Origin of the sequence: Flavobacterium akiainvivens (genome assembly GCF_001278115.1) — a bacterium.
GTDB lineage: Bacteria > Bacteroidota > Bacteroidia > Flavobacteriales > Flavobacteriaceae > Flavobacterium > Flavobacterium akiainvivens.
The window spans coordinates 1,833,622-1,859,387 of sequence record NZ_LIYD01000005.1 but is presented as its reverse complement, the minus strand read 5'-3'; the positions used below and the strand labels follow the sequence as shown (position 1 = coordinate 1,859,387).

General features: G+C 42.1%; 28 protein-coding genes. 15 read left to right on the top strand and 13 right to left on the bottom strand.

From position 1 onward, the window contains the following. Positions 1 to 102: 102 nt before the first annotated feature. The gene (locus AM279_RS08225; protein ID WP_054407487.1) at positions 103 to 2,601 is read right to left on the bottom strand and encodes a DUF5686 and carboxypeptidase regulatory-like domain-containing protein; all 2,499 of its coding nucleotides are present in this window, start codon (positions 2,599 to 2,601) and stop codon (positions 103 to 105) included. 359 nt (positions 2,602 to 2,960) lie between these two features. Between AM279_RS08225 and AM279_RS08220 the strand changes: the two genes are divergently transcribed. From AM279_RS08220 to AM279_RS08210, 3 genes are read left to right on the top strand one after another with little or no spacing between them, the layout of a single operon-like run. Beyond that, the gene (locus AM279_RS08220; protein ID WP_054407485.1) at positions 2,961 to 3,860 is read left to right on the top strand and encodes a cation diffusion facilitator family transporter; all 900 of its coding nucleotides are present in this window, start codon (positions 2,961 to 2,963) and stop codon (positions 3,858 to 3,860) included. Between the two features lie 37 nt (positions 3,861 to 3,897). Then, entirely contained in the window at positions 3,898 to 4,473 is a 576-nt protein-coding gene (locus AM279_RS08215) for a cytochrome b/b6 domain-containing protein (RefSeq protein WP_074961563.1), read from the top strand. An 18-nt stretch (positions 4,474 to 4,491) separates the two neighbouring features. Then, entirely contained in the window at positions 4,492 to 4,884 is a 393-nt protein-coding gene (locus tag AM279_RS08210; protein ID WP_054407480.1) for a heme exporter protein CcmD, read from the top strand. 50 nt (positions 4,885 to 4,934) lie between these two features. On the opposite strand, the gene AM279_RS08205 is transcribed toward AM279_RS08210, so the two are convergent. After that, positions 4,935 to 5,954, bottom strand: a complete 1,020-nt coding sequence (locus AM279_RS08205; RefSeq protein WP_054407478.1) for a hypothetical protein — start codon at positions 5,952 to 5,954, stop codon at positions 4,935 to 4,937. A 134-nt stretch (positions 5,955 to 6,088) separates the two neighbouring features. On the opposite strand from AM279_RS08205, the gene AM279_RS08200 reads away from it, so the two are divergent. Continuing rightward, on the top strand, positions 6,089 to 6,370 hold the full coding sequence (locus AM279_RS08200) for a hypothetical protein (RefSeq protein ID WP_054407476.1): 282 nt from the start codon (positions 6,089 to 6,091) through the stop codon (positions 6,368 to 6,370). A gap of 7 nt (positions 6,371 to 6,377) precedes the next feature. Beyond that, a complete protein-coding gene (locus AM279_RS20625) occupies positions 6,378 to 6,527 on the top strand; it encodes a hypothetical protein (protein ID WP_160316436.1) in 150 nt (49 codons plus the stop codon). 303 nt (positions 6,528 to 6,830) lie between these two features. Here AM279_RS20625 and AM279_RS08195 read toward each other — a convergent pair whose 3' ends face one another. From AM279_RS08195 to AM279_RS08180, 4 genes are all read right to left on the bottom strand, one after another. Further along, complete coding sequence (locus tag AM279_RS08195) at positions 6,831 to 9,299, bottom strand: DUF5686 and carboxypeptidase regulatory-like domain-containing protein (RefSeq protein WP_054407474.1); 2,469 nt, start codon at positions 9,297 to 9,299, stop codon at positions 6,831 to 6,833. Further along, positions 9,296 to 9,718: a type II 3-dehydroquinate dehydratase gene (aroQ, locus tag AM279_RS08190; RefSeq protein WP_054407473.1), complete on the bottom strand. Its 423-nt coding sequence runs from the start codon at positions 9,716 to 9,718 to the stop codon at positions 9,296 to 9,298. The genes AM279_RS08195 and aroQ overlap by 4 nt, the downstream gene beginning before the upstream one ends. 138 nt (positions 9,719 to 9,856) lie before the next feature. Next, positions 9,857 to 10,402: a porin family protein gene (locus tag AM279_RS08185; protein WP_054407470.1), complete on the bottom strand. Its 546-nt coding sequence runs from the start codon at positions 10,400 to 10,402 to the stop codon at positions 9,857 to 9,859. Between the two features lie 27 nt (positions 10,403 to 10,429). Continuing rightward, positions 10,430 to 10,954: a porin family protein gene (locus AM279_RS08180; RefSeq protein ID WP_054407468.1), complete on the bottom strand. Its 525-nt coding sequence runs from the start codon at positions 10,952 to 10,954 to the stop codon at positions 10,430 to 10,432. 158 nt (positions 10,955 to 11,112) lie between these two features. Between AM279_RS08180 and AM279_RS08175 the strand changes: the two genes are divergently transcribed. Next, on the top strand, positions 11,113 to 11,730 hold the full coding sequence (locus AM279_RS08175; protein ID WP_054407466.1) for an outer membrane beta-barrel protein: 618 nt from the start codon (positions 11,113 to 11,115) through the stop codon (positions 11,728 to 11,730). Between the two features lie 83 nt (positions 11,731 to 11,813). On the opposite strand, the gene AM279_RS08170 is transcribed toward AM279_RS08175, so the two are convergent. After that, positions 11,814 to 12,428 carry a porin family protein gene (locus AM279_RS08170; RefSeq protein WP_054407465.1) on the bottom strand — a complete coding sequence of 205 codons (615 nt, stop codon included), beginning with the start codon at positions 12,426 to 12,428 and terminating at the stop codon, positions 11,814 to 11,816. Positions 12,429 to 12,522: 94 nt separating this feature from the next. On the opposite strand from AM279_RS08170, the gene AM279_RS08165 reads away from it, so the two are divergent. The 3 genes from AM279_RS08165 to AM279_RS08155 are packed head-to-tail and all read left to right on the top strand — an operon-like array spanning position 12,523 to position 15,389. Then, complete coding sequence (locus AM279_RS08165; protein WP_054407463.1) at positions 12,523 to 13,425, top strand: site-specific tyrosine recombinase; 903 nt, start codon at positions 12,523 to 12,525, stop codon at positions 13,423 to 13,425. A gap of 58 nt (positions 13,426 to 13,483) precedes the next feature. Continuing rightward, entirely contained in the window at positions 13,484 to 15,004 is a 1,521-nt protein-coding gene (locus AM279_RS08160; RefSeq protein WP_054407461.1) for a sensor histidine kinase, read from the top strand. Next, positions 14,994 to 15,389 (top strand): response regulator, encoded by a 396-nt coding sequence (locus AM279_RS08155; RefSeq protein WP_054407458.1) that lies wholly within the window; start codon positions 14,994 to 14,996, stop codon positions 15,387 to 15,389. The genes AM279_RS08160 and AM279_RS08155 overlap by 11 nt, the downstream gene beginning before the upstream one ends. A gap of 48 nt (positions 15,390 to 15,437) precedes the next feature. Here the strand turns inward: AM279_RS08155 and AM279_RS08150 are convergent, their stop codons facing one another. Continuing rightward, complete coding sequence (locus AM279_RS08150; RefSeq protein WP_054407456.1) at positions 15,438 to 15,662, bottom strand: hypothetical protein; 225 nt, start codon at positions 15,660 to 15,662, stop codon at positions 15,438 to 15,440. Positions 15,663 to 15,877: 215 nt separating this feature from the next. On the opposite strand from AM279_RS08150, the gene priA reads away from it, so the two are divergent. Beyond that, the gene (gene priA / locus AM279_RS08145) at positions 15,878 to 18,322 is read left to right on the top strand and encodes a replication restart helicase PriA (RefSeq protein WP_054407453.1); all 2,445 of its coding nucleotides are present in this window, start codon (positions 15,878 to 15,880) and stop codon (positions 18,320 to 18,322) included. Here the strand turns inward: priA and AM279_RS08140 are convergent. After that, positions 18,316 to 19,014, bottom strand: coding sequence for a LytR/AlgR family response regulator transcription factor (locus tag AM279_RS08140; protein ID WP_054407451.1), 699 nt, complete (start codon positions 19,012 to 19,014; stop codon positions 18,316 to 18,318). The two genes, priA and AM279_RS08140, sit on opposite strands and share 7 nt — an antisense overlap. Before the next feature lie 167 nt (positions 19,015 to 19,181). On the opposite strand from AM279_RS08140, the gene rpsF reads away from it, so the two are divergent. The 3 genes from rpsF (at position 19,182) to rplI (ending at position 20,332) form a co-directional block, all read left to right on the top strand. After that, complete coding sequence (rpsF, locus tag AM279_RS08135) at positions 19,182 to 19,523, top strand: 30S ribosomal protein S6 (RefSeq protein WP_054407450.1); 342 nt, start codon at positions 19,182 to 19,184, stop codon at positions 19,521 to 19,523. Further along, on the top strand, positions 19,523 to 19,819 hold the full coding sequence (gene rpsR, locus AM279_RS08130; RefSeq protein ID WP_054407447.1) for a 30S ribosomal protein S18: 297 nt from the start codon (positions 19,523 to 19,525) through the stop codon (positions 19,817 to 19,819). Before rpsF ends, rpsR begins: the two co-directional genes overlap by 1 nt. A gap of 66 nt (positions 19,820 to 19,885) precedes the next feature. Further along, positions 19,886 to 20,332 carry a 50S ribosomal protein L9 gene (rplI, locus tag AM279_RS08125; RefSeq protein WP_054407446.1) on the top strand — a complete coding sequence of 149 codons (447 nt, stop codon included), beginning with the start codon at positions 19,886 to 19,888 and terminating at the stop codon, positions 20,330 to 20,332. A 64-nt stretch (positions 20,333 to 20,396) separates the two neighbouring features. Here rplI and AM279_RS08120 read toward each other — a convergent pair whose 3' ends face one another. The 4 genes from AM279_RS08120 to AM279_RS08105 form a co-directional block, all read right to left on the bottom strand. Continuing rightward, positions 20,397 to 21,014: a hypothetical protein gene (locus tag AM279_RS08120; RefSeq protein ID WP_054407444.1), complete on the bottom strand. Its 618-nt coding sequence runs from the start codon at positions 21,012 to 21,014 to the stop codon at positions 20,397 to 20,399. 91 nt (positions 21,015 to 21,105) lie between these two features. Continuing rightward, positions 21,106 to 21,687 carry a YdeI/OmpD-associated family protein gene (locus tag AM279_RS08115; RefSeq protein ID WP_054407441.1) on the bottom strand — a complete coding sequence of 194 codons (582 nt, stop codon included), beginning with the start codon at positions 21,685 to 21,687 and terminating at the stop codon, positions 21,106 to 21,108. Then, positions 21,674 to 22,939, bottom strand: a complete 1,266-nt coding sequence (gene pepT / locus AM279_RS08110) for a peptidase T (RefSeq protein ID WP_054407439.1) — start codon at positions 22,937 to 22,939, stop codon at positions 21,674 to 21,676. The genes AM279_RS08115 and pepT overlap by 14 nt, the downstream gene beginning before the upstream one ends. 62 nt (positions 22,940 to 23,001) lie before the next feature. After that, complete coding sequence (locus AM279_RS08105) at positions 23,002 to 23,625, bottom strand: HD domain-containing protein (RefSeq protein ID WP_054407438.1); 624 nt, start codon at positions 23,623 to 23,625, stop codon at positions 23,002 to 23,004. Positions 23,626 to 23,742: 117 nt separating this feature from the next. On the opposite strand from AM279_RS08105, the gene AM279_RS08100 reads away from it, so the two are divergent. Both AM279_RS08100 and AM279_RS08095 read left to right on the top strand, forming a co-directional pair. Then, the gene (locus AM279_RS08100; protein ID WP_054407436.1) at positions 23,743 to 24,768 is read left to right on the top strand and encodes a quinone-dependent dihydroorotate dehydrogenase; all 1,026 of its coding nucleotides are present in this window, start codon (positions 23,743 to 23,745) and stop codon (positions 24,766 to 24,768) included. A 128-nt stretch (positions 24,769 to 24,896) separates the two neighbouring features. Continuing rightward, a complete protein-coding gene (locus tag AM279_RS08095; protein ID WP_054407433.1) occupies positions 24,897 to 25,760 on the top strand; it encodes a hydroxymethylglutaryl-CoA lyase in 864 nt (287 codons plus the stop codon). Positions 25,761 to 25,766: the final 6 nt, after the last annotated feature.

The window sequence follows — 25,766 nt, the reverse complement described above, 5'->3', positions numbered from 1 at the left end:
GCGGCTATTAAAAAACCTGTAAGGTTTGCGCCTTACAGGTTTACAGTTTTTATATGGTTTTCAACTTTAAAAACAGCCCTCAACCCTCAACGGAGCAACGGATTAAAACCCTCCCAGGAGCTTGATGCCAAATACAAAGCCATCGCCTATAAAGGTACTGCCCTGGTACGAACGCACATAATCTACCCTGAATATGCGGAACATACCCACGCCTATGTTGTCAAAACCTACGGTAACTTCATGATACGATTTATAGTCTGGTGACGAAATGTGGTGGTAACCGCCCACCAGGTTCCATTGCAGGGCGCTAAGCAGCGGTATTTTGTTCATTATATAACCGTTGTCGTTATGCTCTGTGTGCAGCTCAAAATAAGCGTTATTAGTGCTCAGGCGGTAGTAGGGCAGGTTGTTGAACACGTTATTATAAGTACCGCCATTGTTTACATGGGTTTCGTTGCCGTTAAAGTGCTTGTAATCCATAAAGGCAATGTTATCGCCATTAAAGAATTTACCGCCCTTAACGTTTATTGAGAATGTACCCTTGTTGTCAAAGCTTTCGCTCCACGAGCCGCTGCCATACAGGTGGCTGTAGTTATAATTGCTGTTGCTTGAACCAAAGCCCTGTATGTAGCCAAACGATATTTTAGGGTAGTTAACCTGCTCTATATAGCTTTTGTAACCACCGGGGTAGGTAATGTACTTGCCACGCTGCTTAAACACAATACTGCCCGCAATACCGGCTTTCCATATATGGTGCTTTTCAAACGGGGCAGAGCCATAGTTAAATGGGTCGAGCGGGTTGTTGCTTGTATAGTCGTGGTCGTTTTTAATAAGCACCCAGTCGGCATTGTTGTACAGCGGCCTGCGGCGCTGGTATTCTATGCCATAACTCAAAGACAGGAAGCTAAACGGGCTGCGGCTGTAGGTAAGCCCCCAAAACTGCTTGTCGTACAGCTTCATGTAGTTGTCTTTAAAAAACAGCGTACTAACCGAGTTGATAAACGGGTCTATAGCCGGGGAGTTATTAAACTGCTCTATGCTGTTACCCCCTTTAAGGTATACATAGCCTATTTTACCAAAGTTTTTAGAGAGCGTACCCTGTACCCGCAGGCGGTCTTCGGCAAGGCCATAATTAAACGTGGCTGACGCCGAAAAGTATTTGTTGCGTAGTGAGTCGCGTGCGTCATTGCGGGTGTACGCCAGCTTTGTTTCGGCGTTCCAGCCCTGCACCGTGTTGTACATAGGCACCTGAAGGATGCCATCGTACTTAAAAGATGTGTATACTTTATCTTTATTCTTGTAGTAATCGTAGCCCATAAGCGGACTTAAAATACCAAATTTATTACGGCCACGGCTCATAGAATCCCTGTAGGCAGGGTTATCATACTTGGCGCTCAGGCTGTCTTTCTTTACATAATCGGTTATTTCCTCGTGGCTAAGTGGCACGGGGCGTATGGCCTCCCAATAAATACTGTCTTTTTTATTACTGTCTTTCTCAAAAGAGCCTACTTCATCGGTAAACACACCGGTATCAAAGGTATCTACAAACTTATAGTTGGTATACACGTGTGTAACCAGCCCGGTAAAGCCTACGCCAAACAGCCCGGCATCAATATCAAACGTTTGTGAGTTTTTGCTCCAGATGCCGTTGCCCTGGTTGTAGCTGAAGTTTTGCTGTAGCTTGAGGTTTTTAATAACCGGTATGCGTATGCGGTAGCCTTTAATATCAAAATCTACGGCGTAAATGCCATAAGTATCGTCTAAAATATAAATGTAGCCTTCTACCACGGGCTCGTTATTGCGCTTGGCAATAACCTTGATTTTGTTAACCAGGTAGCCGTGTTCTTCTTCAAAGCTGCCTTCAAGCTTAAACTTGTAGTAGCCAAAAGAACCCTTAGCCAGTGGCGATACCATTTGTACTTCGCCAAAGTCTATATAATCGTCATAAAAGTTGTAGAACGTGCCGCGTGCGGTGTTAAAGCTAAGGCCCTGGTTGTCGCCGCTTACCTTATTGGCAATAATGTGTTCCTTAAGGTTGCGGGGCTCCTCATAGGTAAGGTGGCTCACGGTTTCGCTAAGGTGAATCACCCCGCTGCCGGTGCTGTCTATGCCCATTTCTTCAAAATCTATCTTTTGGCCCAGTATGCTTTTAGGTACGTTCTTTACCCTAAAGATAGCCTTGCTGTAGAAGTCGGCTTCAAACTTACCGCCCTTGGCGCTGTTTTCTTTACGGCGGGCAATGGCCTCGCGCATAATTTTGTAGGCAGGGTCTTCGCTCTTGGCAGAAATAACCAGCTCGTCCATCTTGTAGCTTTCGTCTTCAAGGGTAACGTTAAGCGTGTGCGGAAACTCCTTAAGGTTAAGGGCCACCTCTTTGGTTTTGTAGCCTATAGACTGAAACACCAGCGTGTAGCTGCCGGGCTGCTTTATGGGCAGTTCATAAGTACCCTCATCATTAGCTGTGGTGCCGGTGTAGGTGTTTTTAATAACCACGCTGGCAAAGCTTATGGGCTCTCCCTGCGCGTCTTTAACGGTTCCTTTTACCTGGCTGAAACCCGCCAGGGAGGCAAGGCATAGTAGTAAGGTGAATAATTTGTGCATGTATCGGTTTAAATATTGGTTTATTGGTTGGTTAACGGTTAACTGTTGGGGGTTGGGAGTTGTTTTTAAAGTTGTGGACGACCTGAACGTTCAGGGAACCCGCAACTCCCAACCCTCAACAGAGTAATAGACGTTTTTACTTTTAAAATGGTTGCATGAAGATAAAATTGGTTGCCCATTAGAACGCATTTGTGTGTATTTTGTTACAAAATATTTCTAAAAAACATAATGTAAAGGTAATACGGGCGTGTATAACTTTAGCATTTAGGGGGTGCAGAAAACGTGGGTTTGCCGTATTTTTGCCAATACTAAAATACACAGGGCAGTTTATTGCCGGTACTTAATTTTTTTGAATAGTTATGGAGCAATCGCATCAGGAAAACGCTGTGGCCGCCGGGCTAAAAACCACCCTTACGGGCATACTGGTCAGCACCGTTCTGGCTGTGGCAAAGGCGCTTGGGGGTATTTTTGGCAACAGCTATGCCCTTATTGCCGATGCTATTGAAAGCCTTACCGATATTGTTACCAGCGGCCTGCTGTACATAGGCCTTAAGTGGAGCAGCCGCCCGGCCGATAAAGCCCACCCGTATGGCCACGGCAAGGCAGAGGCGCTTATAGCCCTGGGCATATCGTTAGGTTTAGTTGCTGCTGCGGTTATTATAAGCGTAGAGAGCATACACAACATACAAACCCCACACAAAACACCTGCCCCGTGGACGCTGATTATTTTGCTGGCGGTTATTGTTACCAAAGAAATTTTATACCGCTATGTGCTTAAAACAGGCGAGGAAATAAACAGCGGTGCGGTTAAGGCCGATGCTTTCCACCACAGGAGCGATGCCATAACATCTGCGGCGGCGGTTATAGGTATAGGCATTGCGCTACTGGGCGGCCCCGGATATGAGGAGGCCGACGACTGGGCAGCATTACTGGCAGCTGTGGTTATTGTTATTAACGCTTACCTGATTGCACGCCCCGCGATAGGCGAACTGCTGGACGAAGACCTTGACCCCGCCCTGAACGAAAGTGTGAGAAACTGTGCCGCCGAAGTGGCCGGGGTGGTGCTTGTTGAAAAATGCCACATAAGGAAAATGGGTATTATGAGCCACGCCGATATGCACATTTGGGTAAACAAAGACCTTACCGTGGCGCAGGGGCACGATATTGCCCACGCCGTGCAGGACCACATTAAGCAGTTGTACCCGCAAATGGCGCATGTGCACATACACATAGAGCCAGCTGATATGGTGCATGGATAAGTTTTAGTATAATCCGAAATAAGAATCAAACTACATAATGGATAAACGATTTTCATTAGCCAGCAGGCTTATACACTGGGCTATTGCCTTTACGTTTTTATACCTTTTGTTAACGGTATTATTGCGCCTGGGCTGGATGAACAAAGGCCAGATGGGTGGCATTATTCAAAGCAGCCTGGAAAATGAAGGTATGATCATAGATAACGACCTGGCCGGCAAGATAGGTAAAGACGTGCGCCGCCCCATGTGGAACACGCATACCATTGCGGGTTATGTGCTGTGCGGCCTTTTTATCATCAGGATGGTTATAACCCGTGTGCAGGGCGCTGCGTTTTACAGTCCGCTTAAGGGTGGGTTAACGGGTTACCAAAGATTCCGCTCGTGGGTGTATGTGCTGTTTTATGTTTTTACGGCTACATCATTACTAACCGGGCTTATTATTAAGTTTGGCCCGGACAGCATACACGATATTAATGAAGAAATACACAAGCTCTCCCTGTACTACATGGTGGCGTTTATAGGCCTGCACCTTGTGGGTGTTGTGGCGGCTGATGGCGATAAAGAACGCGGCATTATAAGCAAGATAATAAGCGGGGAGGGGGCAAGGGTTTAACTGTAAAAGCTAAATTAAATGGGTAAATACGGTGGCTACATTGTGCTTGTTTTTTTAATTGGTGTAGTGCTTTTTGCTACCCTGAGAAAAGATACCTATCGTAAAGAAATAGCAGAGCACAAGGGCACAACCATTTGCAAGTTTACCTATTGCTACCACGCTAACAAATCATCTCAGGCGCGGGTAAGGTATTATATTGATGGTGTAAAATTTAAGAATGGCTATGATGATTGCCCGGATAATTACAGGGATAAACTCAAGCATTTTTATGTAATGTACTATTCAACCCTCGACCCGAATAAAATCACGGTTGATTTTACTAAAGAAATAACAGATACCACCGCTATTTTAAATGCAGGGTTTTCGGTTGAAGAATTAGGCAGCGATGCTATTGAGAAAGGAGAAGAATAGGTTATTATCTGTGCGTGAGACACATTTAATGTGTATCTACCGGAAATCTTTTACTGCCCCATTTCGCCCTTATCAATATAATACTTAAGGCTGCTTAAAAAAGTGTTGTAATTTTTGATTAAATACTGCTTTTGTTCGGCTGTTGTGCCTTTAAAATAGTTTTTAGAATGCAGGGCATCACTAAAAGTGGCGCTGATTATTTTGTCGTTATCATCAATAAAATCTTTGTGCTGTATAGTAAGGCTAACCGTATTACCATCAACTTTAATGGTTATTATGTTTGATGCATTAATAATAGGATTACGATTGGTTTTATGTGATGACCTGTTATTAAATACATCAAACAACCCTCCCTCTACAACAATGGTTTTTGCGTTGGGCTCCGGTTGTTCAATTACAGGTATGCCCATAAAGTAGTGTTTGTGTAAAAAAGAATCTACAAGATACTGCAACGTACTTTCATCCTTTTCAAAGGTCAGGATTGCTGTAGCAATCCCCTGTTCGTTAAGTTGTAACGGCTGTTGGCTATAGAGTGCTTTATTAAGGTTAATACCAAATTCATATTTTAAGATACCGGTAGTAATAGCTCGCGACATACAGTTTAAAAATGCTGTAAACTGGTTGCAATAGTTTTCATACTCATTTTCAAAAATTAAAGGGTCAGGCTCACCGGATTGTAGTTTTTTAAAGTCGATATAATAGTCTAAACCATAAATGTGAAAGTTAAGGTGTTGTATGTACCCATCAATTTTTCCATCTGTAATTTGTACTCTCATTTCAAAAGCACCTATTACTTCGGGTTTTTTACCCGAAAAATATTTGCGGCAAAGCACGTCAAGTATTTCGCCTTTTTGTAGATGTAATGTTTTGGTTATGGAGTCGGCTTGCATTCTTTCTTCATGGTAGCCGTAATATGATGTTATGAATGAATATACGCCTTTGTAAATTTCGTCAGCGGTTTTGCCCGGATATTCCCGTTTAAAAACTGCCCTGCCGGATGCATCAAAAACAACATTTTGCGCTTTTATGGCTGAGGTACACAAAAGCAAAAGGAGGATAAAAAGTTTCATAAGATTGAGGTTTACGCTAATTTACAGGTTTTTACAATGCATTGGCGCAGAACTTATGTTAAACTTTACGCCTGTATTGCGCACTGTTGCCAAACAACAAATTGCTTAACTTTGTTTACTCAACATACATCGCCATGAAAAAGATAACCGAAGCCATAGTGCGCAAAGATGCCTCGATACACAAAGTACAGTTTGACCGCGACTGGTTTTACAGCCTTGAGGATATGGAGTATTTTTTAAAGGAAGACCTTAGCGGGGTAGAAGCCGTGAGCCTGCCTATGGAAATATTTGGCGAAACCATGAGCGTTAAGTGTGCCACCTGGGAAGACATAGAGCGCTACCGCCACCGCGAACCGCTACAGGACTTTAAAAGCAGCGTTTTCCGCAACAAGAAAAATTTGGAGGGCGGGAAATAGTATTATTATGGAAAATAAAGATTGGTATACAGGATTGACAGATGCTCAAAAAAAGAGCATAAACCAAGGTCTTGATGATATAGACGCGGATAGGGTATTGCTACACGCTGATGCCATGAAAATTATCAGGGCTAAAATTGACGGCCTGAAAAAATAATTTATCCCAAAATTTCAAAGAACGGCAAAACCGGTTTTCAGACAGCTGAAAATTGAAAGGAAAAATTTAGGTGGCAGTATGGAGGAAAAATCTATGCTGCAAAATTACGAAAATTTTCTAAATTAAAATGAAATTATTTTCTAAAAATTTTTCATCGAATTTTTTGGAATGAATTTTGGTTTCAGATTCTGATTTTCCATCCCCAAAACTTTCTGACTTTTGACTTTCGACTTTGAAACTGAATTTCAAAGTCCAAAAGTGAAAAATTAGCGTTAAAATTTTCTTAAAATGTAAGAAATTACACTATTCGAGGAAGTCGATAAATGTAAGCCCGAAAACTACCCCGTCTGATAAGAATTTTCCTTCATAAGAACGGATGTAATCAATGCGCAACAACCTGAATTTGCCCCAGCCCACATTGTCGAGCCCTATGGTAAATTCCATATACGGGTTGCGGTCGGGCATTGCAAGGGCGTGGTAACCTGCTACAAGATAGTAGTTTAGCTTGTTAAACAGCGGTACAGAATTGGTTAAGTACCCGTTGAAATGGTGTTCCAGATGTGTTTCAAGGTATTGGTTATCAGTACTATGTGTGTAGTAAGGCAGGAAGTTAAACACGTTGAGGTAGCGCTCGCTACGGCCCACATGGGTTTGGTTGCCGTTAAAATGGCGGTAATCTACAAAAGACATCCCCTCGGAATTGAAGAATTTTCCTGCACGGAAGTTGGTGCCAAGTATACCAACGTCCCCAAAATCAGTATCATACGTTACCCTTGCCGATAGATGGTCGAAATTGTAATCGTCTATACTGGCGGCAAAACCCTTCTCATATTTAAGGTACACGCGGGGGTATTTATCATTGCTTATGGTCTCCCTGCCATTGGGCCTGGTGCGGTAGGTTTGCCCAAAGCTGATGCGTGCCATAATGCTGGCTTTTAGCATATTGTGCTGTGTAAAGGCCGGAGTTGTGTTGTCATCATTAAGCAGCATGGGGTTGTTGCTCATGTAGGGTTTGTAGGCATCTTTAAGGGTACTGAAGTTGGTGTTGTTAAACAGCGACCTGCGGCGGGTATACTCAAAGCTGCCGTACAGGTACAGGCCGTTTAGAACCTCTTCTTCATAGTTGACCCTCAGGAAGTTATTATCGTACAGCTTCATGTAATTGTCCCTGAAAAAGAGGGTGCTGATGCTGTTAACTATCTTGTTTATAGGCTTTTCGGGGTTAAACTGCTCTATACTGCTGCCTCCGCTAAGGGTAACGGTACGCTTGGTTATGTTGTTGAATTTGTGGGTAATATAACCCGTAGCACGCAGGCGTTTCTCGGCAAAACCATAGTTGAGGTCGGCGCCAACGGTAGTGTAGCCGTTATTATCATGAAACTTGGTAAACGATGCCCCCGGACCCAGCCAGTAGGCCTGTACTGTGTTGAAAGCCAGTCTTCTGGCAATGCCAATGAAGTTTAGCTGCCATTTATCGTAGGTATTGCGGTAGGTATACCCCAGTATGGGCGATGTCCAGTTAAAGCGGTTGCGGCCGCGGTCTATGCTGTCCTGGTAGGACTTGGTTTTGGCAAGTTCCTCAAGACGACCTTTTTTAGCGTAATCGGCTTGTTCTTCGGGGGTTAGGGGTATGCGGCGGTTGGCTGCCCAGTAGCTGTCAGGACGTGTATTGCCCTCTGGTTCAAAGTATTGAATCTCGGCGGTAAGGCTGTCTCTGGTAAAACCCGGGCTGTAATTGTAGTTGCTGTATACATAAGTGAATGTACCTAAGGACTTTACATCGAGCAGGCTAAGTTCAAACTCTACCACCTGTACGCTTTTGCTCCACAGTTTTGCCGTAGTGTTGTAGCTGTAATTTTGCCTGATGGTCAGTGTGTTAAGTAACGGTTGGCGTATGTTGCTGCCCAAAACGGTTAGCTCGGCGGCATATACCTCCCAGGTGTTGTTAACAATGTAAATATAGCCGCTAACGGTGGGGGTATTGGTGCTTTTTGGGGTTACTTTTATCTTGCTAACCAGCTGGCCACCAGCATCTTTAAAAGTGCTTTCCTGTTGATAATCATAGTAGTTAAGGGCGTTATCGGCAATGGGCGATATTACATTAACCTGAAAGGGCAGGTAGTTTTGGTACAGGTCAAAATTAGCGGCATCGGCATTGTTGTAGCTGTACTCGTCATCGCCGCTAGTTTTGCTGGCAACAACACGCTCATTGAGCCTGCCGTCTTTATATTTTATATGCGACACTGTTTCAGATAGATACAGTATACCTTCATGCGTTGTAGTATCTATTGAGGCACCTAAATCGCCTATTTCCTGGCCCAGTATGCTCTTAGGTACATTCTTGAGGCGCATTACCCCACGGGAGTAGAAATCAGCCTCATATTCAGCGGTTTTGGCAGCATTAGCCTTTCGCGCTTTTATGGCGCTGGTTATAAAGTCTTTAGCCGGGTTTACATCGCCAATAACCAGTTCCTGAAGGGTATAGCTTTCGGCTTCAAGGGTAATATTCTGATTGAGGGGCTGTTGCGTTACAGTGATGGCTATTTCTTTGGTTTTAAACCCAATAGACCTGAAAACGAGGATGTATTTGCCCTTAGCGAGCTCTAACTGGTAAAAGCCGTTTTCGTTAGATGAAGTACCGGTATAAGTTCCCTGAACGGTAATGGCGGTATAGGGCACGGGGTTGCCTTTGGCATCGGTAACACGGCCTTTAACCTGGGCTACAGTAACATAGCCCAACAACAGGAACAGTATAACGGCTAATTGCTTCATGTACGGTAAATGAATGATTGTAATGCCAGCTCATAGCTTTTCAGGCCAAAGCCAATAATGACTCCTGCCGATACCGGCGATATAAACGACTGATGCCTAAAGGTTTCGCGCGAAAAAGTATTGCTTATGTGCACTTCTACAACGGGGGTGGTAATGGCCTTTATAGCATCGCCAATGCCAATTGAGGTATGGGTATATGCCCCGGCATTGAGTATGATACCCGTATGGGTAAAGCCCGTTTCGTGCAGCTTGTTGATGATTTCGCCCTCTATATTGCTCTGGTAATAAGACAGTTTGATATCAGGAAACTTTTGTTGCAGTTCGGCCATGTAATCGTCAAAAGTGCGGCCGCCGTATATTTCGGGTTCACGGGTGCCTAACAGGTTGAGGTTAGGGCCGTTAATAATAATGATTTCCATTTGTGTTTATTTATATGTAAAAATAAAAGTATCCTTACAAATATGATTGGGTATAATGAATAATTTAACAGTAAATCAAAATAAAAAACCGGTTATACCCATCGGGCAAACCGGTTCTTTGAATTTTTATCAAAAATTTTAGAAAAAGTATCCTACAGAAAGCTGGAATACACCGTTCTTAACGTCGCCTGCTACAGTGCTGTCGTTAACGTTGGTAAGGCCTATGTTGTACCGCGCCTGTGCAAAAAGCCCGGCAATGATTTTAAGCTCTACACCACCCGATGCGGCAAGTTCAAACTTCTTGGTTTCGAAGATATCACCGGCATCACTTACCAGGAACGAAAACTGTGGGCCGGCAGTAAAGCTTAGTGTATTAGGCAGTACGTAAAACTTAGCCAGCACCGGAACCGAGATATAATCAAGGTTAATGTCTTCGGCGGCACCAAAGGCATTATCATACTCTGCACCCACGGTAGAGAACATACCTTCAGCCTGAACCGAGAACATAGGTACAATGTTAAGCTCCAGCACGGCACCTGCGTGAAAGCTGGTTATACCATCGGTATCTACATCGCCGTTAAAGTTGGCAAAGTTGGCACCTGCCTTAATACCTAAGTTAAGTCCTTGGGCCTGTGCGGTTAAAGCACCCATAAAAAGGGCTGCTGCTACAATCAGTTTTTTCATAATTATTGTTTTAGTTATAGTTGGGTTTTAAAATACAAATCCAATAGAGGCGCTAACCACCCTGTTCTTCAGGTCGGTATTGCCCGATATTTCGTTAGACCCGGCATAATACCTTGCCTGTATAAAAAATCCGTCTGTTACAAAAAACTCAAGGCCACCGGCCCATCCAAAATCAAAGGTTTCACTCCTGAAAGGCCCAAAATTATCAGACTCACTAAGCAACATGCTCATTTGCGGGCCTGCCTGCAGGTTGAAGTTTCCGTTAAGGTATACTTTAAGCATAACCGGTACTGTAAAGTAGTTAAGCTTTATTTCCTCATCCCTAACCTTAGCACCCTGAACAGAATACAGTAATTCCGGCTGCACATACACGTGGTTAAAAATACGCGCTTCATACAATCCGCCTATGTGAAAGTTTGTATAAACGTTAAAGTTTTCATCAGCATCTCCCTTCAGGTTGGCAAAGTTCAGTCCGCCTTTTATGCCAAACTGCGCATTTGCCGCAATACAGCTGCATAGTGCCATAGCCGCTGCAAGTAATACTCTCTTCATGTGTTATTGGTTTATATAACAAATGTAAATAAAGTAGTACTAATTGTAATGATGTTTAACCCTAATTTGGCATTAAACAGCTCAAAAGTTAAATATAGTGGCACGTTTGTTGTAATGTAAATTCTTGTTAAAAAGTTATAACCAAACAATTTAGACCAATGAAAAAATTACTATTCTCACTCAGTACTTTATTATGCATTACTGTTGCATTTGCACAGGAAACTGAACCGGCTTCAGGTTTTCTAAAAGGCGATGCTTTTATTTCAGGAACTGTTGGCTTTGGCACACAAAAAACCGGCGACTATAAAGCAAACCAGTTTACTGTAGCCCCAAAAGCAGGATATTTTGTTAGCGAAAATATAGCACTTGGTGTTGGCCTTGGCTATAGGTCTCAAAAGTCTGACCAGACAGACAGCTTTTTAGGCACTACATACGAAACAAAGACAAGCACTTTTGAGGCGGGTGTTTTTGGCAGGTACTATTTTACCCCGGCCAGTAATTTCTCAATATTTACTGAGCTTTCAGCGGCTTATGCAACCACAAAACAGGAGAGTAATATGGATTGGGCTACAGACTTTACTGTAAATGCTTTTGATGTTGAATTTGCTCCCGGCTTTAACTATTTTGTAACCAGGCACCTGGCATTAGAGGCTACATTTGGCTTTATAAATTACAGCACAAGAAAACTTGATATTGATGGTGCCGAAACAACAAATGCATTTAACGTAAGCCTTGACCTTGCCAATATTAACTTTGGTATTATATACAAATTTTAATTTTTTCTGATTTATATTTATATTTTAAAAACGGAAACCTCCCGGAAACGGGAGGTTTTTTACTTTAATTATGTTGCTATGGTTTAGAATTTATAGCCTACACCAACCTGAAAAACAGCGTTTTTTGCATCTACATTGTCTACAATTTCGCTAAGCCCCTGGGTGTATCTTGCTGTAGCAAAAAGACCCATGGCTGTTTGGAAAGTAAGGCCACCGGTTACACCAAAATCAAACTTGTTAATGTCTACATTGTCAAGGGGAACATCGCCGTTATCTGAGTTGGGGTTAAAATCAAACTCGTCATTTACCAGAAAGCTAAACTGCGGGCCCGCTTCAATACTTAAGCCTTCCATAAGGTAAAATTTAGCCAGTACCGGCACGTTAATGTAATCTAGCTGAACTTCTGCTTTATCGCCATCCGGGCCTTCAAAATCAAGGTCAAACCCCTGACCTGAATAAAGTGCCTCTACCTGTAGGGAAAAAATTTCGGCTACAGGGAACTCTCCAAATACACCTGCATGAAAACTGGTTCTTGAATCTGGGTTACCCAGGTCATCGCCAGATACTGTGGCAAAGTTAACACCACCTTTTACACCAAAGCTTGGCGAAAGGGTTGAGTTGCTCGTGTCCTGAGCTGAAGTTGCGGTTACGGCTCCAAGCATTAATGCCCCTGCCGATAATAATTTAAATAGTTTCATCTTTTTAAGTTTTAGTTTTGTGAAATCAAAATTATTTGAATAAAATTGGCTATTTTGCGAAGAAATTCTTAATTCACATAACTTTAACCGGAGGATGGCGGCGTGGCAGCGGTATATAAATGAATATAAAAATTACCTCAAAATAGAGCGGGGGCTATCGGCAAATTCGGTTATAAATTATGAATTTGACCTGCAAAAGCTGGTAAAATACCTTGAAGCCCATGCTGTTGAAAATACACCCAAAGACATATCTAAAGAGCTTATCCAGCAGTTTATTTATGATGTTGCAGGCAGTGGGTTAAACCCCAAATCAAGGGCACGGCTTATAAGCGGCCTTAAGAGTTTTTTTAACTATATTGTGTTTGAAGGCTACAGAGATGATAATCCTGTAGAGCTGGTAGAGGTGCCTAAAACCATGCGAAAACTACCCGATACGCTATCAACGGCCGAGATTGACAGCCTTATTGCAGCAATAGACCTTAGTTTGGCAGAAGGCGAGCGCAACCGTGCTATGCTGGAAACCCTTTATGGCTGCGGCCTGCGTGTATCTGAACTGGTAGATTTAAAAATAAGCGACCTGTTTTTTGATGAAGGATTTATAAAAGTTACCGGCAAGGGCAGTAAGCAGCGTTTTGTGCCCATTAGCCCGGCTGTGCAAAAGTATATAGGCTTTTATAAAGATAACAACAGGGTGCATCTTGCTATTCAAAAAGGATATGAAGATACTTTGTTTTTAAACCGCAGGGGCAAGGCATTAACACGTGCCATGATATTTACCATTATTAAGCGCCTGGCCGAAAAAACAGGCCTTAATAAAACCATTAGCCCGCACACCTTCAGGCACTCATTTGCAACGCATTTGCTGGAAAATGGGGCAGACCTGCGCTCTATACAGCTAATGCTGGGGCATGAATCTATTACTACAACTGAGATTTATATGCACCTTGATAAAACATTCCTTAGGGATGTTTTAACTTCTTTTCATCCAAGGCGATAAGAAAATAATAAGAATAATTAAAAAATAATTTTATAATTTCCCCACCTAATTTTTGAGTATGCCACATAGTGAGGATAGTGAGAGTGTAGACGGTTTTTATAAAAAGCTGCTTGATGAAGTGCCCGACCTTATTTTTAAGGCTGTATATGCACATGGTTATTTTTCTATAGCCTATTGTAGTGAGTCTGTAAGGGAGGTTTATGAAATGTCTCCTAAAGAGTTTAAAAAGAACCCTGATATATTTCTGGACGAAAGGATAGTAGATGAAGACCGCCCGGGATTCATGAAAAAGCTGCAGTTTTCTAGAAACAAGCTGGTGCGTTATGAATATGAATACAGGGTGGTGCTGCCTAAAAAGGGCCTTAGGTGGATGCGTATTAGTGGCAAGCCGGAGCTTAAGCTTGACGGCTCTATATGCTTTTACACCCGCGTAAGCGATATAACCAGCCTGAAAGAACAGGAGCAAAAACTGCTAAAATCTGAAGAACGCTTTGAGTTTGCCATGAGCGCCGCAGCCGAAGGTGTGTGGGACTGGAATATGGATACCAACCAGGTATATTTTTCGGCGCAGTTAAGTAAAATGCTGGGTGATGAGGAGAAAGCCAAGTATGTAATTAATACTGAGTGGACCAACAGGATACACCCTGAAGACCGTGCACATTATGAAAAAAGCAAGGTAGACCACATTCAAAATGTAGCTTCTAACCCGGATATATCACCAAATTATGAAAACGTATACCGTATTTTAGTAAATAACGGTACTTATATATGGGTGCTTAGCAGGGGGCAGGCGCTTGATTTTGACGAGAACGGCATGCCGCACAGGGCTATTGGCACCGTTAAGGATATTACCCAGATGAAAGAAAAAGAGATTGAACTGGGTAATACAATAAACATTATAGGCAACCAAAACAACAGGCTGAGCAACTTTGCCCATATAGTATCTCACAATCTCAGGTCGCACGCCAGTAACCTTAAAATGCTCATTGACCTGTTTAAAACTACTACAGATGAGCAGGAAAAGGAAGAAATGCTGGATCACCTTGAAGGTATATCAGACGGGCTTAGTGTAACCATTAGCCACCTTAAAGAGCTTGTAGAAATACAAACAGAAATTAAAATATCAAGGGAAGACCTTAATTTAAGGCATTACCTTAAAAACATACTTACCATACTGCACAATGAAATAACCAAGCATGGCGTGGTAATAGAAATTAATATACCGCTTGATGTAACTGTTAACTATAATCCTGCTTATCTTGAAAGTATTTTGCTTAACTTTACAACAAACGCCATCAAGTATTCCAGCCCGGAGAGGAGGCCTGTTATATCTTATGATTTTTCTGTAGAGAAAGGTGTAAAGGTACTTTCGGTAACCGATAACGGTGTGGGGCTTGATTTAAAAAAACACAAAAATTCGCTTTTTGGTATGTATAAAACATTCCATAAACACCAAAACTCGCGCGGAATAGGCCTGTTTATAACAAAAAACCAGGTAGAGGCCATGGGAGGGAAAATAAGGGTGGAAAGCGAAGTAAATAAGGGTACAACCTTTAAAATTTACTTTAATGAAGATTAATAGCTTATTTGTTATTGATGACGATAAAATATACCACTTTTTGCTTAAAAATCTGTTTAAGCAAAATGGCATTAATGTAGCAACATCATTTTTTCATAACGGCCAGGAGGCTATAGAGGTAATAAAAAACGATAAAGACGGCAATACAATGCCAGATCTTATATTGCTTGATGTTAATATGCCTATTATGAATGGCTGGCAGTTTATTGAAGAGTATAATAAACTCTTTGGCTCGCTGCCGCATCCATCGCAAATTTATATGATAAGCTCGTCTAATGATGAAGTAGATATCAATAAGGCAAAAGGCTACGACAAAATAGTTAAAGATTACCTGTTAAAGCCCATTTGCAAAGAAGACCTTGAAAAAATATTTACCGAAGTATAAAAATTAAGGCTCCCGTTAAGGAGCCTTAATTAGTGTATAAGTAATTGTTTAGTTGAATCGTACTTCAAGTATATCAATTTCACCTTCATTTATCTCGTTGTTGTCGTCCGGTATTACGTTTATGCCTGCAATGCGTAGCGATTTTACCTTGTTTTGGCCTGTTTTTACAAGCTTTTCAAAGTTTGAAGGGTGCAACATTAGCATTACATTTTCGGTAAGTGCATTAGCAAGGATGAAATTTTTAATAGTGGTTAAGTCAATGTTTCTTTTCATGGCTGTAAAGTTTTAGAAGGTTGTAGTGCAAAGATGGCCTTTTAACCTTTAAAATTTTGGTAAGAAAATGCCAATAATTCACTAAATTATCTTAACAAAATCATTCTAAAACCCCGGTACTGTTTCGTTTTAGCTGCTAATAAGTATTGGGTGGAAGCAGTGGCAGTGGCTAATTCTAAAATTGGGCTTATATTTGTATAGCCAAAGCCATGCAAATGCCATATTTTATACAGGTTATTTTACCTTTATCGGTTCCAAAAACGTTTACCTATGCTATCAATGAGGCAGAGTATCATTTTTTGAATCCGGGCATGAGGGTGGCTGTGCCCTTTGGTAAGAATAAAATATACACCGGGCTGGTACTACAGCTGCACCAAAACCCGCCACAGCTTTATGAGGCTAAAGAAATTCACCAGATACTTGATGATTACCCTATTGTAACCGAAACCCAGCTAAAACACTGGCAATGGGTTGCAGGCTACTATATGTGCACATTAGGTGAGGTTTATAAATCTGCAATACCTACAGGCTACCTGCTTGAAAGCGAAACCATAATAACCATGCGTCCCGGATTTACTGATGGAATGGAACTTTCTGATGAAGAATTTATGGTGTTTGAAGCTCTCCAACAGCAGTCTGCACTTAAGGTGGGAGAGGTATCGGCTATACTGAATAAGAAAACCATTTTGCCGGTTCTTGGCAAAATGCTGGCTAAGAGTGCAATACAGCTTCAGGAAGAAGTAAACGAAAAATACAAGCCTAAAACAGTGCGGTATATTCGCCTGCAGGAAGAGTTTTTAAAAGAAGAACAGCTTGGCGAACTGTTGCAGTTGCTATCAAGGGCTGAAAAACAGCGAGAAGCGGTACTGCTTTATTTTCAGTTGTTTGCAAAAGAAAAGAAGCCTGTATCGGTAAAAAAACTAACTGAAGCAGGCGCTACAGCCGCTGTTATAAAGTCGCTGATTGAGAAGGATATTTTTGAAGAATACCATCTTGAGGAAGACCGCGTGCGGTTCCATAAAAAAGATGATGCTGATTTTTCACTTTCGGACAAGCAGAATGAAGCTTTTGAAGGTATAAAAAGCAGTTTTGACCAATTTCCGGTTACGCTTTTTCATGGGGTAACCTCAAGCGGTAAGACTGAAATTTACATCCGCCTTATAGAAGGGTATATCGCTTCCGGTAAGCAAGTGCTGTACCTGTTACCAGAAATTGCCCTTACAACCCAGTTAGTGGGCAGGCTTACGGCTTATTTTGGCAACCAGGTAGCGGTTTTTCATAGCAAATACACTAATAATGAGCGTATAGAAACCTGGCAACAGGTATTGCAGGCCAGCGAAAAGGCTAAGGTGGTAATAGGTGCCCGCTCGGCATTATTCCTGCCGTTTCAGGATTTAGGGCTAATTGTAATTGATGAGGAGCATGAGCAAACCTTTAAGCAACAGGATCCCGCCCCAAGATACCATGCCCGCGATGCCGCTGTTGTGCTGGCTAACTATCATGGCGCTAAGGTATTGCTGGGTTCGGCAACGCCGTCTATTGAAAGTTATACCAATGTAAATTCCGGTAAATATGGCTATGTGGCTTTAAAAGAGCGCTTTGGTAAGGTGTTGCCTCCCGAAATTGTATTGGTAGATGTTAAAGACAAGTATAAGCGTAAGCAAATGACCGGCCATTTTAGTGATACATTAACTGAGGCTATTGCCGAAACCCTGGCTAACGGCAGGCAGGTTATCCTGTTCCAAAACCGAAGGGGGTTTTCGCCTTGGGTAGAGTGTATGTCTTGCGGGCATGTGCCGCAGTGCCCGCAGTGCGATGTTAGCCTTACCTACTACAAATACAAAAACCAGCTGCGTTGCCACTATTGCGCCTACCATATTGCAAACCCCACCCATTGTCACCATTGCCACAGTACCGATATTTCTACAAAAGGTTTTGGTACAGAGCAGATAGAGCAGGAGCTTAAGGTGCTTTTTCCGGCTAAAAACTCCTGGCGTATGGACCAGGACACCACCCGTGGCAAGCATGGCTATGAAAAAATTATAGATGCTTTTAAAAACCGCGAAATAGACATACTTATTGGTACACAAATGCTGGCCAAGGGGCTGCACTTTGATAACGTGGGCCTTGTAGGGATATTGAATGCCGATAATATGCTTTACCAGCCTGATTTCCGTGCATTTGAGCGAGCTTACCAGCTTATGGTGCAGGTAGCAGGCAGGGCAGGGCGCAAAGAGGTTAGGGGTATGGTAATGATACAAACCTACAACCCGCACCACAACATTATCCGCCAGGTAACTGATAATGATTATGAGGGTATGTACCGCGAACAGCTGTATGAACGCCATAACTTTAAATACCCGCCCTACCACCGCATGGTGCGTATAGTGCTAAAGCATAAAGATTATGAGAAGCTTAAAGACGGCGCTATGTGGCTGTATAATGTAATGGCCCAAAACCTTAACGTGCCGGTACTGGGGCCTGAAGAGCCTGCCATAAGCCGTATACGCAATGAGTATATACGTGCCATAATGGTTAAAATACCACTTGGGCAGGCATTGGGCAAAACAAAACAATCCATACAAAAAATGCTGGACAGCCTTGATGCAATACCACAGTACCGCGCTATAAAAGTTACTGTAAATGTAGACCCCTATTGATCTTTACCCAGTGCAATGGCCAGGTCTTCCTTTTTGTTCCTGCTCAGCGGAATTTTCGCGGCGCCTATCTCGGCGGCCTTGCTGTTAAAGCGCTCTACCTTTTCAATATTAATGATATATGATTTGTGTACGCGCAAAAACTTGTTGGCAGGCAGCTCAGCTTCAAAAGATTTCATGGTAGACAGCACCAGATGGCTTTCGTCTTCGGTAATTATCTTTATATAATCGCCAAATGCCTCTACCCACTTAATTTTATCTATGTATACCTTAAAATTCTTTAGGTTGCTTTTTACAAAAATAAATTCGCCTTCTTCTTCAGGGCCATCTTTAGCAATCCTGCGAATATCAAGGGCCTTTTGTATGGCCTTGTTAAAACGGTCTTTAGTTACCGGTTTTTGCAGGTAATCAAGTGCAGCATAGTCAAAAGCGCGCAGTGCATAATCAGATTTAGAAGACACAAAAATAATCTGCGGCCTGTTTTTAAGGCCGTCTAAAAGGTCAAAACCGCTTTGTACAGGCATTTCTATATCCAGGAACAGCAGGTCTACTTTTTTGTTGGCCAGGCAGGCCCGGGTTTCAGTAGCATTAGAAAAGTCTCCCACAAGGTTTAGTTCCGGATGTTCCTTTACAAGTTTTGCGATGGTAATCCTCTGTATTGTACTGTCGTCTACAACAACACAGTTTAATTTCATCTATAAGGCGTGTTTATAATGTTTAGTAATTGTTTGTTTTGCTGGAATGTTTACAAATATAAAGAATTAAACATTTTTCCGGCATTTTCAAAAAACTAAATTTGATATTGCAAATTAAGAAATAATAACTATTTTTGCACCTAATTTTATAACAAAATTTTTTTATTATGAATCACTATGAAACTGTTTTCATCTTGAATCCCGTTTTATCTGAAGCACAGGTAAAGGAAACAGTAAGTAAGTTTGAAGATTACCTTACTTCAAAGGGTGCAGAGATCGTGTCTAAAGAAGACTGGGGTCTTAAGAAAATGGCCTACGAAATCCAAAACAAAAAGAGCGGCTTTTACACGCTGTTCCAGTTTACAGCTCCGGCCGATGTGCTTATAGGCTTTGAAACTGAGTTCCGCCGTGACGAAAGGGTTATGCGTTTCTTAACCGTAGCACTTGACAAACACGCTGTATCTTGGGCAGAAAGAAGAAGGGAAAAACTAAAATCTAAAGCAAACTAATTATGTCAATAGAACAGTCAGCTAAAGGAAAAAAGGATGGAGATATCAGGTATCTTACTCCTCTAAATATTGAAACTAACAAGCAAAAAAAATATTGCCGTTTCAAAAAGGCAGGTATCAAGTATGTTGATTACAAAGATCCTGACTTCCTATTGAAGTTTGTAAACGAGCAGGGCAAAATCCTTCCTCGTCGCCTAACCGGTACTTCACTAAAATACCAAAGGAAAGTATCTGTAGCTGTTAAAAGGGCACGTCATTTAGCGTTAATGCCATACGTAGCGGATTTACTAAAATAATAATATAAATACAGTTGTTGCCCTGCTACGGTGGGGCTAACTTCTAAAAATTAAAAGGACAACAACATGGAAATAATCCTAAAACAAGACGTACAGAATTTAGGTTTTAAAGATGATGTAGTTACAGTTAAGCCAGGTTATGGTCGTAACTTCCTTATCCCACAAGGTTTTGCTGTTATGGCAACTCCATCTGCCAAAAAAGTTTTGGCTGAAAACCTTAAACAAAGGGCATTTAAAGAGCAAAAGCTTGTAGACGATGCTAAGAAAACTGCAGAAGCTCTTAAAGCTGTTGAAATTAAACTAACTGCTAAAGCAGGTGGCGAGAAACTTTTTGGTTCTGTTACCAATGCTGATATTGCAGAGGCTCTTGAAAAAGCAGGACAGCCTATCGAAAGGAAATACATAACAAGTGGTATTGTTAAACGTACTGGTAAATATACTGCCAGCGTAAGGCTACACCGTGATGTTATTGTTGAGCTTCCTTACGAAATCGTAGCTGAGCAAAACGCTTAATATTACATTTTTTTGATATAGAAAAACCCACGCATTGCGTGGGTTTTTTATTTTTCAGGGTTGGCTATTCTTCTTCCTCCATATCCCATATTTCGGTAGAAGAATACGTTACTTCAAGCCGTGGCATGGCAAACCCGCCCGTGCCTACAGATTTTATGAGGGCTACCATCCGCAGGTTTTTGCCTTCATATTTATCGGCATTATCCAGCAGCAGCTTGTCTTCCATCTCAAAGGTTTCAAACATATAAATAACCGTTGCACCTTCGTTAGTGGCGCATTTGCGCCAGGCCTTACCGTCTTCTGCCAGGCTCAGGTAGTTAAACATTCCCTTGGTTTTATATTTGTTAAAAGGGGTAATAATTACTTTGCCTTCAAAGCCTTTTAGTTTTTTTTCGGCTTCTTCCTTACTTATTTCTTTGTTGCCTACCAGTCCGCCTATGGTATGCAGGTACATATAGCGTACTATACCTGCCTCATCGCTCATTTCGTCATCGCCTTTAAAACGGCTTAAAAACTCAAGGCTTACCTTTTCTGCATTGGCAAAATCTTCTTCAACCAGGTAAGGGATAATCGTGTTCCAGTCTTCTTCGGTAATCAGGTTTACGTCTTCGTCCTGGGCGGTACACACAGGGGTGCTGAAAAGCGCTGTAAAGAAAATTACAGGCAATAGGAGTGTTTTCATAAAAGTATAGGAAGGTGTTAAATTATACTACAATTATAACGAAAATCCTTATGCTTTTATGATTGGGGTAAAAATAAAAATTAGCAGTTTTTTACTTGCGGTAACGGTCGTTTAGCCCGCGTCCTTCAAATATGAGGGTGCGTATTTTTTCGAGCCGTGCAAGCTTTGTTTTTTCCTGTTTGGCCTCGCCTACATATTCGTTAAATTCCTTTTGTTTAAAGGGGGTAAAAGCCTCAAACGCGGCTTTTAATTCAGGGTTTGCGTCCAGTTCCTGTTGCAGTATTTCGGGTACAGGTATTTCGCGGCTCTGAGGCTTTATGCCCAAGCCTGCCTGCTCAACAGCAATAGCTTCATTTATGTAGCTTAAAACGAGCTTTTCGTTTATATCGTTAACTGATTCAAAGCGCCACTGCCTGAGCGATTTGGTGTTTTCTTCATTGGCATTGACCAAAACACCGGCTTCGTCTTTAAGAAAAACGCCTTTAAAAAACCAAATGGTAAAGTAGTTTTTAAAGCCGCCTATGCCAAGGACGTTCTTGCCGTTAAGGGTATAAACCGGGCCGCCCCACTTGGTGGTTTCAGTCAGCCCGGTAGTATTTATTATGGATTTCAGTACCTCAAGCTCATTAGTCCAGAGTTCAGATTTATTCCACGTTTTCTTATCCTTTTCCATTTTTGGCTTTGCTATTCTTTTTTGCAGTAAGCTCGGCAATGCGCACAATAACCTCAGTAGCCTTAACCATGCTCTCTACAGGAACATATTCATACTTGCCGTGGAAGTTATGCCCACCGGCAAAAATGTTAGGGCATGGCAGGCCTTTGTAGCTTAGCTGGCAACCATCGGTACCGCCGCGTATAGGCTTAATGATGGGTTTAATGCCCAGCTCTTTCATAGCCTTTTCGGCAATTTTTACAATATGGAAAACAGGCTCAACCTTTTCTTTCATATTATAATACTGGTCATTTATCTCGGCTGTAACAATATCGCCGCCGTATTGTTTTTTGAATTTACGGTTTATGCTGTCAGCCAGGTTTTTAACCAGTTTTTTGCGTTTCTTGAATTCTTTTGCATCGTGGTCGCGGATGATAAGCTGCACGGTGCTCTCTTCAATACTGCCGGTAATGCCCGTTACGTGAAAGAAACCTTCATAACCCTTGGTCTTTTCAGGTACTTCCTCTTTTGGAAGTTGCGAAATGAATTTGTTGGCAAGTAGCATAGAATTAATCATCTTGCCCTTAGCATACCCCGGATGCACGCTCTTACCACGGAAGGTGATTTTAACGCCCGCAGCATTAAAGTTTTCATACTCCAGCTCGCCTATCTGGCTGCCGTCCATAGTGTAAGCCCAGTCGGCGCCAAATTTCTCTACGTCAAATTTGTGGGCACCACGGCCTATTTCTTCATCGGGCGTAAAGCCTATGCGTATTTTGCCGTGCTTAATATCGGGGTTTTGTATAAGGTATTCCATTGCCGAAACAATCTCAGTAATACCGGCTTTGTCATCAGCGCCAAGCAGGGTAGTGCCGTCGGTAGTAATAATAGTCTGGCCTTTATATTGCAGCAGGTCTTTAAAGTATTTTGGCGAAAGCACAATGTTTTGCTCAGCGTTAAGTACAATATCGTTACCATCATAATTAGGTACTATCTGCGGCTTTACGTTAGCGCCGGTAAAATCGGGTGTAGTGTCAAAGTGCGAAATAAACCCTATTACCGGAACATCGTGCTCAACATTGCTGGGCAAGGTAGCCATAATGTAGGCATTTTCGTCTATGGTAACGTCTTCAAGGCCTATGGCTTTCAGTTCTTCAACAAGTTTATTGGCAAGGTCCCATTGTTTAGCAGTACTGGGTGTGGTGTTGCTGTTTGGGTCGCTTTCGGTATCAACGGTTACGTAACCGATAAAGCGGTTTATGATGTGCTCCATCTTAGGGTTTTATTGTTTTTGTAGTACAAATTTACAACTTATTGTAAATACTACAATGCACATTACTGTATGGGTTTTAGTTGTGCCATCTCCCGGCGGATATTTTCCAGAGCTTGTGTTTCATATTTCTCGCTAAAAACACTGGTTTTAAACAGCGGCTTTGTGGCAAGAAAGTGTTCCAATACTTTATAACGGCCCGGTTTGTATAGAAAATCGGGGTATATGACATATTCTTTTCTCACCTGAACAGTATAGGTGTCATAAGCATCAGGAGGGTAGCCTAATATAGAGAGGTCGGCATCGGTAAAGAGGTCGGTGTCGTTATCTCCTGTAGCAATGTGGCTTTTAGTGGCGAGTATTTGTTTGTGGCAGGCGGCAATTTTATCATTTGGATAGCCGATGCGTTTCAAGGCTTTTACTGCTGCTTCGGCACTTTTTTCTTCGTTGTTTTTGGCTGTTGCCTTATATACAATATCGTGGTAAAAAAGCGAGAATAATACCGTATCCCAATCGTTAACCTCATTGCGGCAGGCTTCAAGTTCCCGGTACAGGTTTTCTAAATGGTTTAGATTGTGGTAGTAGCGTTTTTTGCCGGTGTAGGCTTTTTCAATTTCTGTCCACAAAATTTCAGCAATAGTGTGTTCAGAATATTGCTTTACGAGGTTTGTAAAAATATTTTTAAGCATAACACTTGTATTCTTTGGCTTTTTATCAAAAATATGAAAAAATGTTACTTAAAAATTTTGGTATAATTTATAAATTCGGGTTATAATGCTAAATTTGCATAACAACACCGCTAAACAATGTATAAATCGCTTATAAGGCCCCTGCTTTTTAAATTCGACCCTGAAAAAGTCCACTATTTTACATTTTCGTCAATAAGGCTACTCAGCCGACTTGGGCTGATATCCCTGTCCAAATCGTTATATACTGTTGAAGACAAGAGGCTGGAACGTGAGGTTTTTGGGCTGAAGTTTAAAAACCCGGTAGGTCTTGCAGCAGGGCTTGATAAAAATGCAGTGCTCTATAAAGAGCTTTCTAACCTTGGTTTCGGTTTTATAGAAATAGGCACGCTTACGCCAAAGCCCCAGGACGGCAACCCTAAAAAGAGGTTGTTCCGTCTTAGGGAAGACAGCGCACTTATAAACCGTATGGGCTTTAATAACGATGGTGTTGAAGTAGCTGTAGAGCGCCTTAAAAAGAACCCTAAAGGCAAAGGGCATGTGCTGATAGGTGGTAACATAGGTAAGAACAAAGTTACGCCCAACGAAGATGCCGTTAAAGACTATGAAATATGCTTTGATGCCTTGTATGACTATGTAGATTATTTTGTGGTGAATGTAAGTTCGCCCAATACACCCAACCTGCGTGAGCTACAGGATAAAGAGCCGCTAACGGCACTGCTTAAAACCTTACAGTATAAAAACCAGGCTAGACCTAAGCAAAAGCCCATTTTGCTTAAAATTGCACCTGATTTGACCGATGAACAATTGCTGGACATTATCGACATAGTTAAGACTACTAAAATCGCCGGTGTTATTGCCACAAACACAACCATATCTCGCGAGGGGCTGGTGTCTGAAAATAAAACCGAAACTGGCGGCCTTAGTGGTAAACCGTTAACCAAGCGCTCTACAGAGGTAATACGTTTCCTTTCAGAGAAAAGCGGTAAGGCGTTCCCAATTATTGGGGTTGGGGGCATACATACAGCTGACGATGCCATAGAAAAGCTGGAAGCCGGTGCAAGCCTGGTTCAGTTGTATACAGGCTTTATTTATGAAGGCCCGCAGCTTATTAAGGATATTAATAAAAGGATTTTAGATTTATAGCTACTTAGCCACTAAGCTACTTGGCTTTAAAAATATAAATGTCTAAGAATCTCAGTAGCTTATTAGCTAAGGAACTTTTTAAAAAAGCTAAGTGGCTCAGCGGCTCAGTAGCTAAGAAGCCCTAAAGAATGGAAAAAATCAAAATAATAGAATGTCCGCGCGATGCTATGCAGGGTATAAAAGCTTTTATACCCACGCAACGCAAGGTAGATTACATACAGTCGCTGCTGCGTGTGGGGTTTGACACTATAGATTTTGGTAGTTTTGTGTCACCCAAGGCCATACCCCAAATGCAGGACACGGCAGAGGTTTTGGCACAGCTCGACCTTTCGGCCACTACCAGTAAGCTGTTGGCTATTATTGCCAATACGCAGGGAGCCGAAAGTGCAGCCCAACACAAAGAAATTCAATACCTGGGCTACCCGTTTTCTATTTCAGAAAACTTCCAGATGCGCAATACACATAAAACTATAGCGCAGTCAATTGTTACCCTACAGGAAATCCTTGATATAGCCGATAAGGCAGATAAAGAGGTAGTAGCCTATTTGTCAATGGGCTTCGGTAACCCGTATGGCGACCCATGGAATGTAGAAATAGTGGGGGAGTGGACCCAAAAGCTGGCCGCTATGGGTGTAAAGATATTGTCGCTTAGCGATACCATAGGAAGCTCAACGCCTGATGTTATAGACTATCTTTTTGCCAACCTGATACCGCAGTTCCCAAATATTGAATTTGGCGCCCACCTGCATACTACGCCCGATAAGTGGCATGAGAAGATTGATGCAGCCTACAAAGCCGGTTGCCGCCGTTTTGACGGGGCTATACAGGGTTTTGGCGGATGCCCCATGGCTAAAGACGACCTTACGGGCAACATGCCCACCGAAAAAATGCTGTCGTACTTTACGGCAGCAAAAGCATATACCGGCCTTAAAGCCCTAAGTTTTGAGAGCGCCTATAATGAAGCCACTAAGGTTTTCGGCGAATTTCATTGATAGAAA

What these genes read in the sequence shown, in the direction of transcription:
- priA (WP_054407453.1), top strand. Translation starts at nt 15,878, where the DNA reads ATGCCATATTTTATACAGGTTATTTTACCTTTATCGGTTCCAAAAACG.
- AM279_RS20625 (WP_160316436.1), top strand. Translation starts at nt 6,378, where the DNA reads ATGGAAAATAAAGATTGGTATACAGGATTGACAGATGCTCAAAAAAAG.
- AM279_RS08120 (WP_054407444.1), bottom strand. Translation starts at nt 21,014, where the DNA reads ATGAAAACACTCCTATTGCCTGTAATTTTCTTTACAGCGCTTTTCAGC.
- AM279_RS08210 (WP_054407480.1), top strand. Translation starts at nt 4,492, where the DNA reads ATGGGTAAATACGGTGGCTACATTGTGCTTGTTTTTTTAATTGGTGTA.
- AM279_RS08195 (WP_054407474.1), bottom strand. Translation starts at nt 9,299, where the DNA reads ATGAAGCAATTAGCCGTTATACTGTTCCTGTTGTTGGGCTATGTTACT.
- AM279_RS08205 (WP_054407478.1), bottom strand. Translation starts at nt 5,954, where the DNA reads ATGAAACTTTTTATCCTCCTTTTGCTTTTGTGTACCTCAGCCATAAAA.
- AM279_RS08160 (WP_054407461.1), top strand. Translation starts at nt 13,484, where the DNA reads ATGCCACATAGTGAGGATAGTGAGAGTGTAGACGGTTTTTATAAAAAG.
- AM279_RS08175 (WP_054407466.1), top strand. Translation starts at nt 11,113, where the DNA reads ATGAAAAAATTACTATTCTCACTCAGTACTTTATTATGCATTACTGTT.
- AM279_RS08100 (WP_054407436.1), top strand. Translation starts at nt 23,743, where the DNA reads ATGTATAAATCGCTTATAAGGCCCCTGCTTTTTAAATTCGACCCTGAA.
- rpsF (WP_054407450.1), top strand. Translation starts at nt 19,182, where the DNA reads ATGAATCACTATGAAACTGTTTTCATCTTGAATCCCGTTTTATCTGAA.
- AM279_RS08105 (WP_054407438.1), bottom strand. Translation starts at nt 23,625, where the DNA reads ATGCTTAAAAATATTTTTACAAACCTCGTAAAGCAATATTCTGAACAC.
- AM279_RS08170 (WP_054407465.1), bottom strand. Translation starts at nt 12,428, where the DNA reads ATGAAACTATTTAAATTATTATCGGCAGGGGCATTAATGCTTGGAGCC.
- AM279_RS08185 (WP_054407470.1), bottom strand. Translation starts at nt 10,402, where the DNA reads ATGAAAAAACTGATTGTAGCAGCAGCCCTTTTTATGGGTGCTTTAACC.
- AM279_RS08220 (WP_054407485.1), top strand. Translation starts at nt 2,961, where the DNA reads ATGGAGCAATCGCATCAGGAAAACGCTGTGGCCGCCGGGCTAAAAACC.
- rplI (WP_054407446.1), top strand. Translation starts at nt 19,886, where the DNA reads ATGGAAATAATCCTAAAACAAGACGTACAGAATTTAGGTTTTAAAGAT.
- AM279_RS08150 (WP_054407456.1), bottom strand. Translation starts at nt 15,662, where the DNA reads ATGAAAAGAAACATTGACTTAACCACTATTAAAAATTTCATCCTTGCT.
- AM279_RS08095 (WP_054407433.1), top strand. Translation starts at nt 24,897, where the DNA reads ATGGAAAAAATCAAAATAATAGAATGTCCGCGCGATGCTATGCAGGGT.
- AM279_RS08225 (WP_054407487.1), bottom strand. Translation starts at nt 2,601, where the DNA reads ATGCACAAATTATTCACCTTACTACTATGCCTTGCCTCCCTGGCGGGT.
- aroQ (WP_054407473.1), bottom strand. Translation starts at nt 9,718, where the DNA reads ATGGAAATCATTATTATTAACGGCCCTAACCTCAACCTGTTAGGCACC.
- AM279_RS08140 (WP_054407451.1), bottom strand. Translation starts at nt 19,014, where the DNA reads ATGAAATTAAACTGTGTTGTTGTAGACGACAGTACAATACAGAGGATT.
- AM279_RS08155 (WP_054407458.1), top strand. Translation starts at nt 14,994, where the DNA reads ATGAAGATTAATAGCTTATTTGTTATTGATGACGATAAAATATACCAC.
- AM279_RS08115 (WP_054407441.1), bottom strand. Translation starts at nt 21,687, where the DNA reads ATGGAAAAGGATAAGAAAACGTGGAATAAATCTGAACTCTGGACTAAT.
- AM279_RS08215 (WP_074961563.1), top strand. Translation starts at nt 3,898, where the DNA reads ATGGATAAACGATTTTCATTAGCCAGCAGGCTTATACACTGGGCTATT.
- AM279_RS08165 (WP_054407463.1), top strand. Translation starts at nt 12,523, where the DNA reads ATGGCGGCGTGGCAGCGGTATATAAATGAATATAAAAATTACCTCAAA.
- pepT (WP_054407439.1), bottom strand. Translation starts at nt 22,939, where the DNA reads ATGGAGCACATCATAAACCGCTTTATCGGTTACGTAACCGTTGATACC.
- AM279_RS08200 (WP_054407476.1), top strand. Translation starts at nt 6,089, where the DNA reads ATGAAAAAGATAACCGAAGCCATAGTGCGCAAAGATGCCTCGATACAC.
- AM279_RS08180 (WP_054407468.1), bottom strand. Translation starts at nt 10,954, where the DNA reads ATGAAGAGAGTATTACTTGCAGCGGCTATGGCACTATGCAGCTGTATT.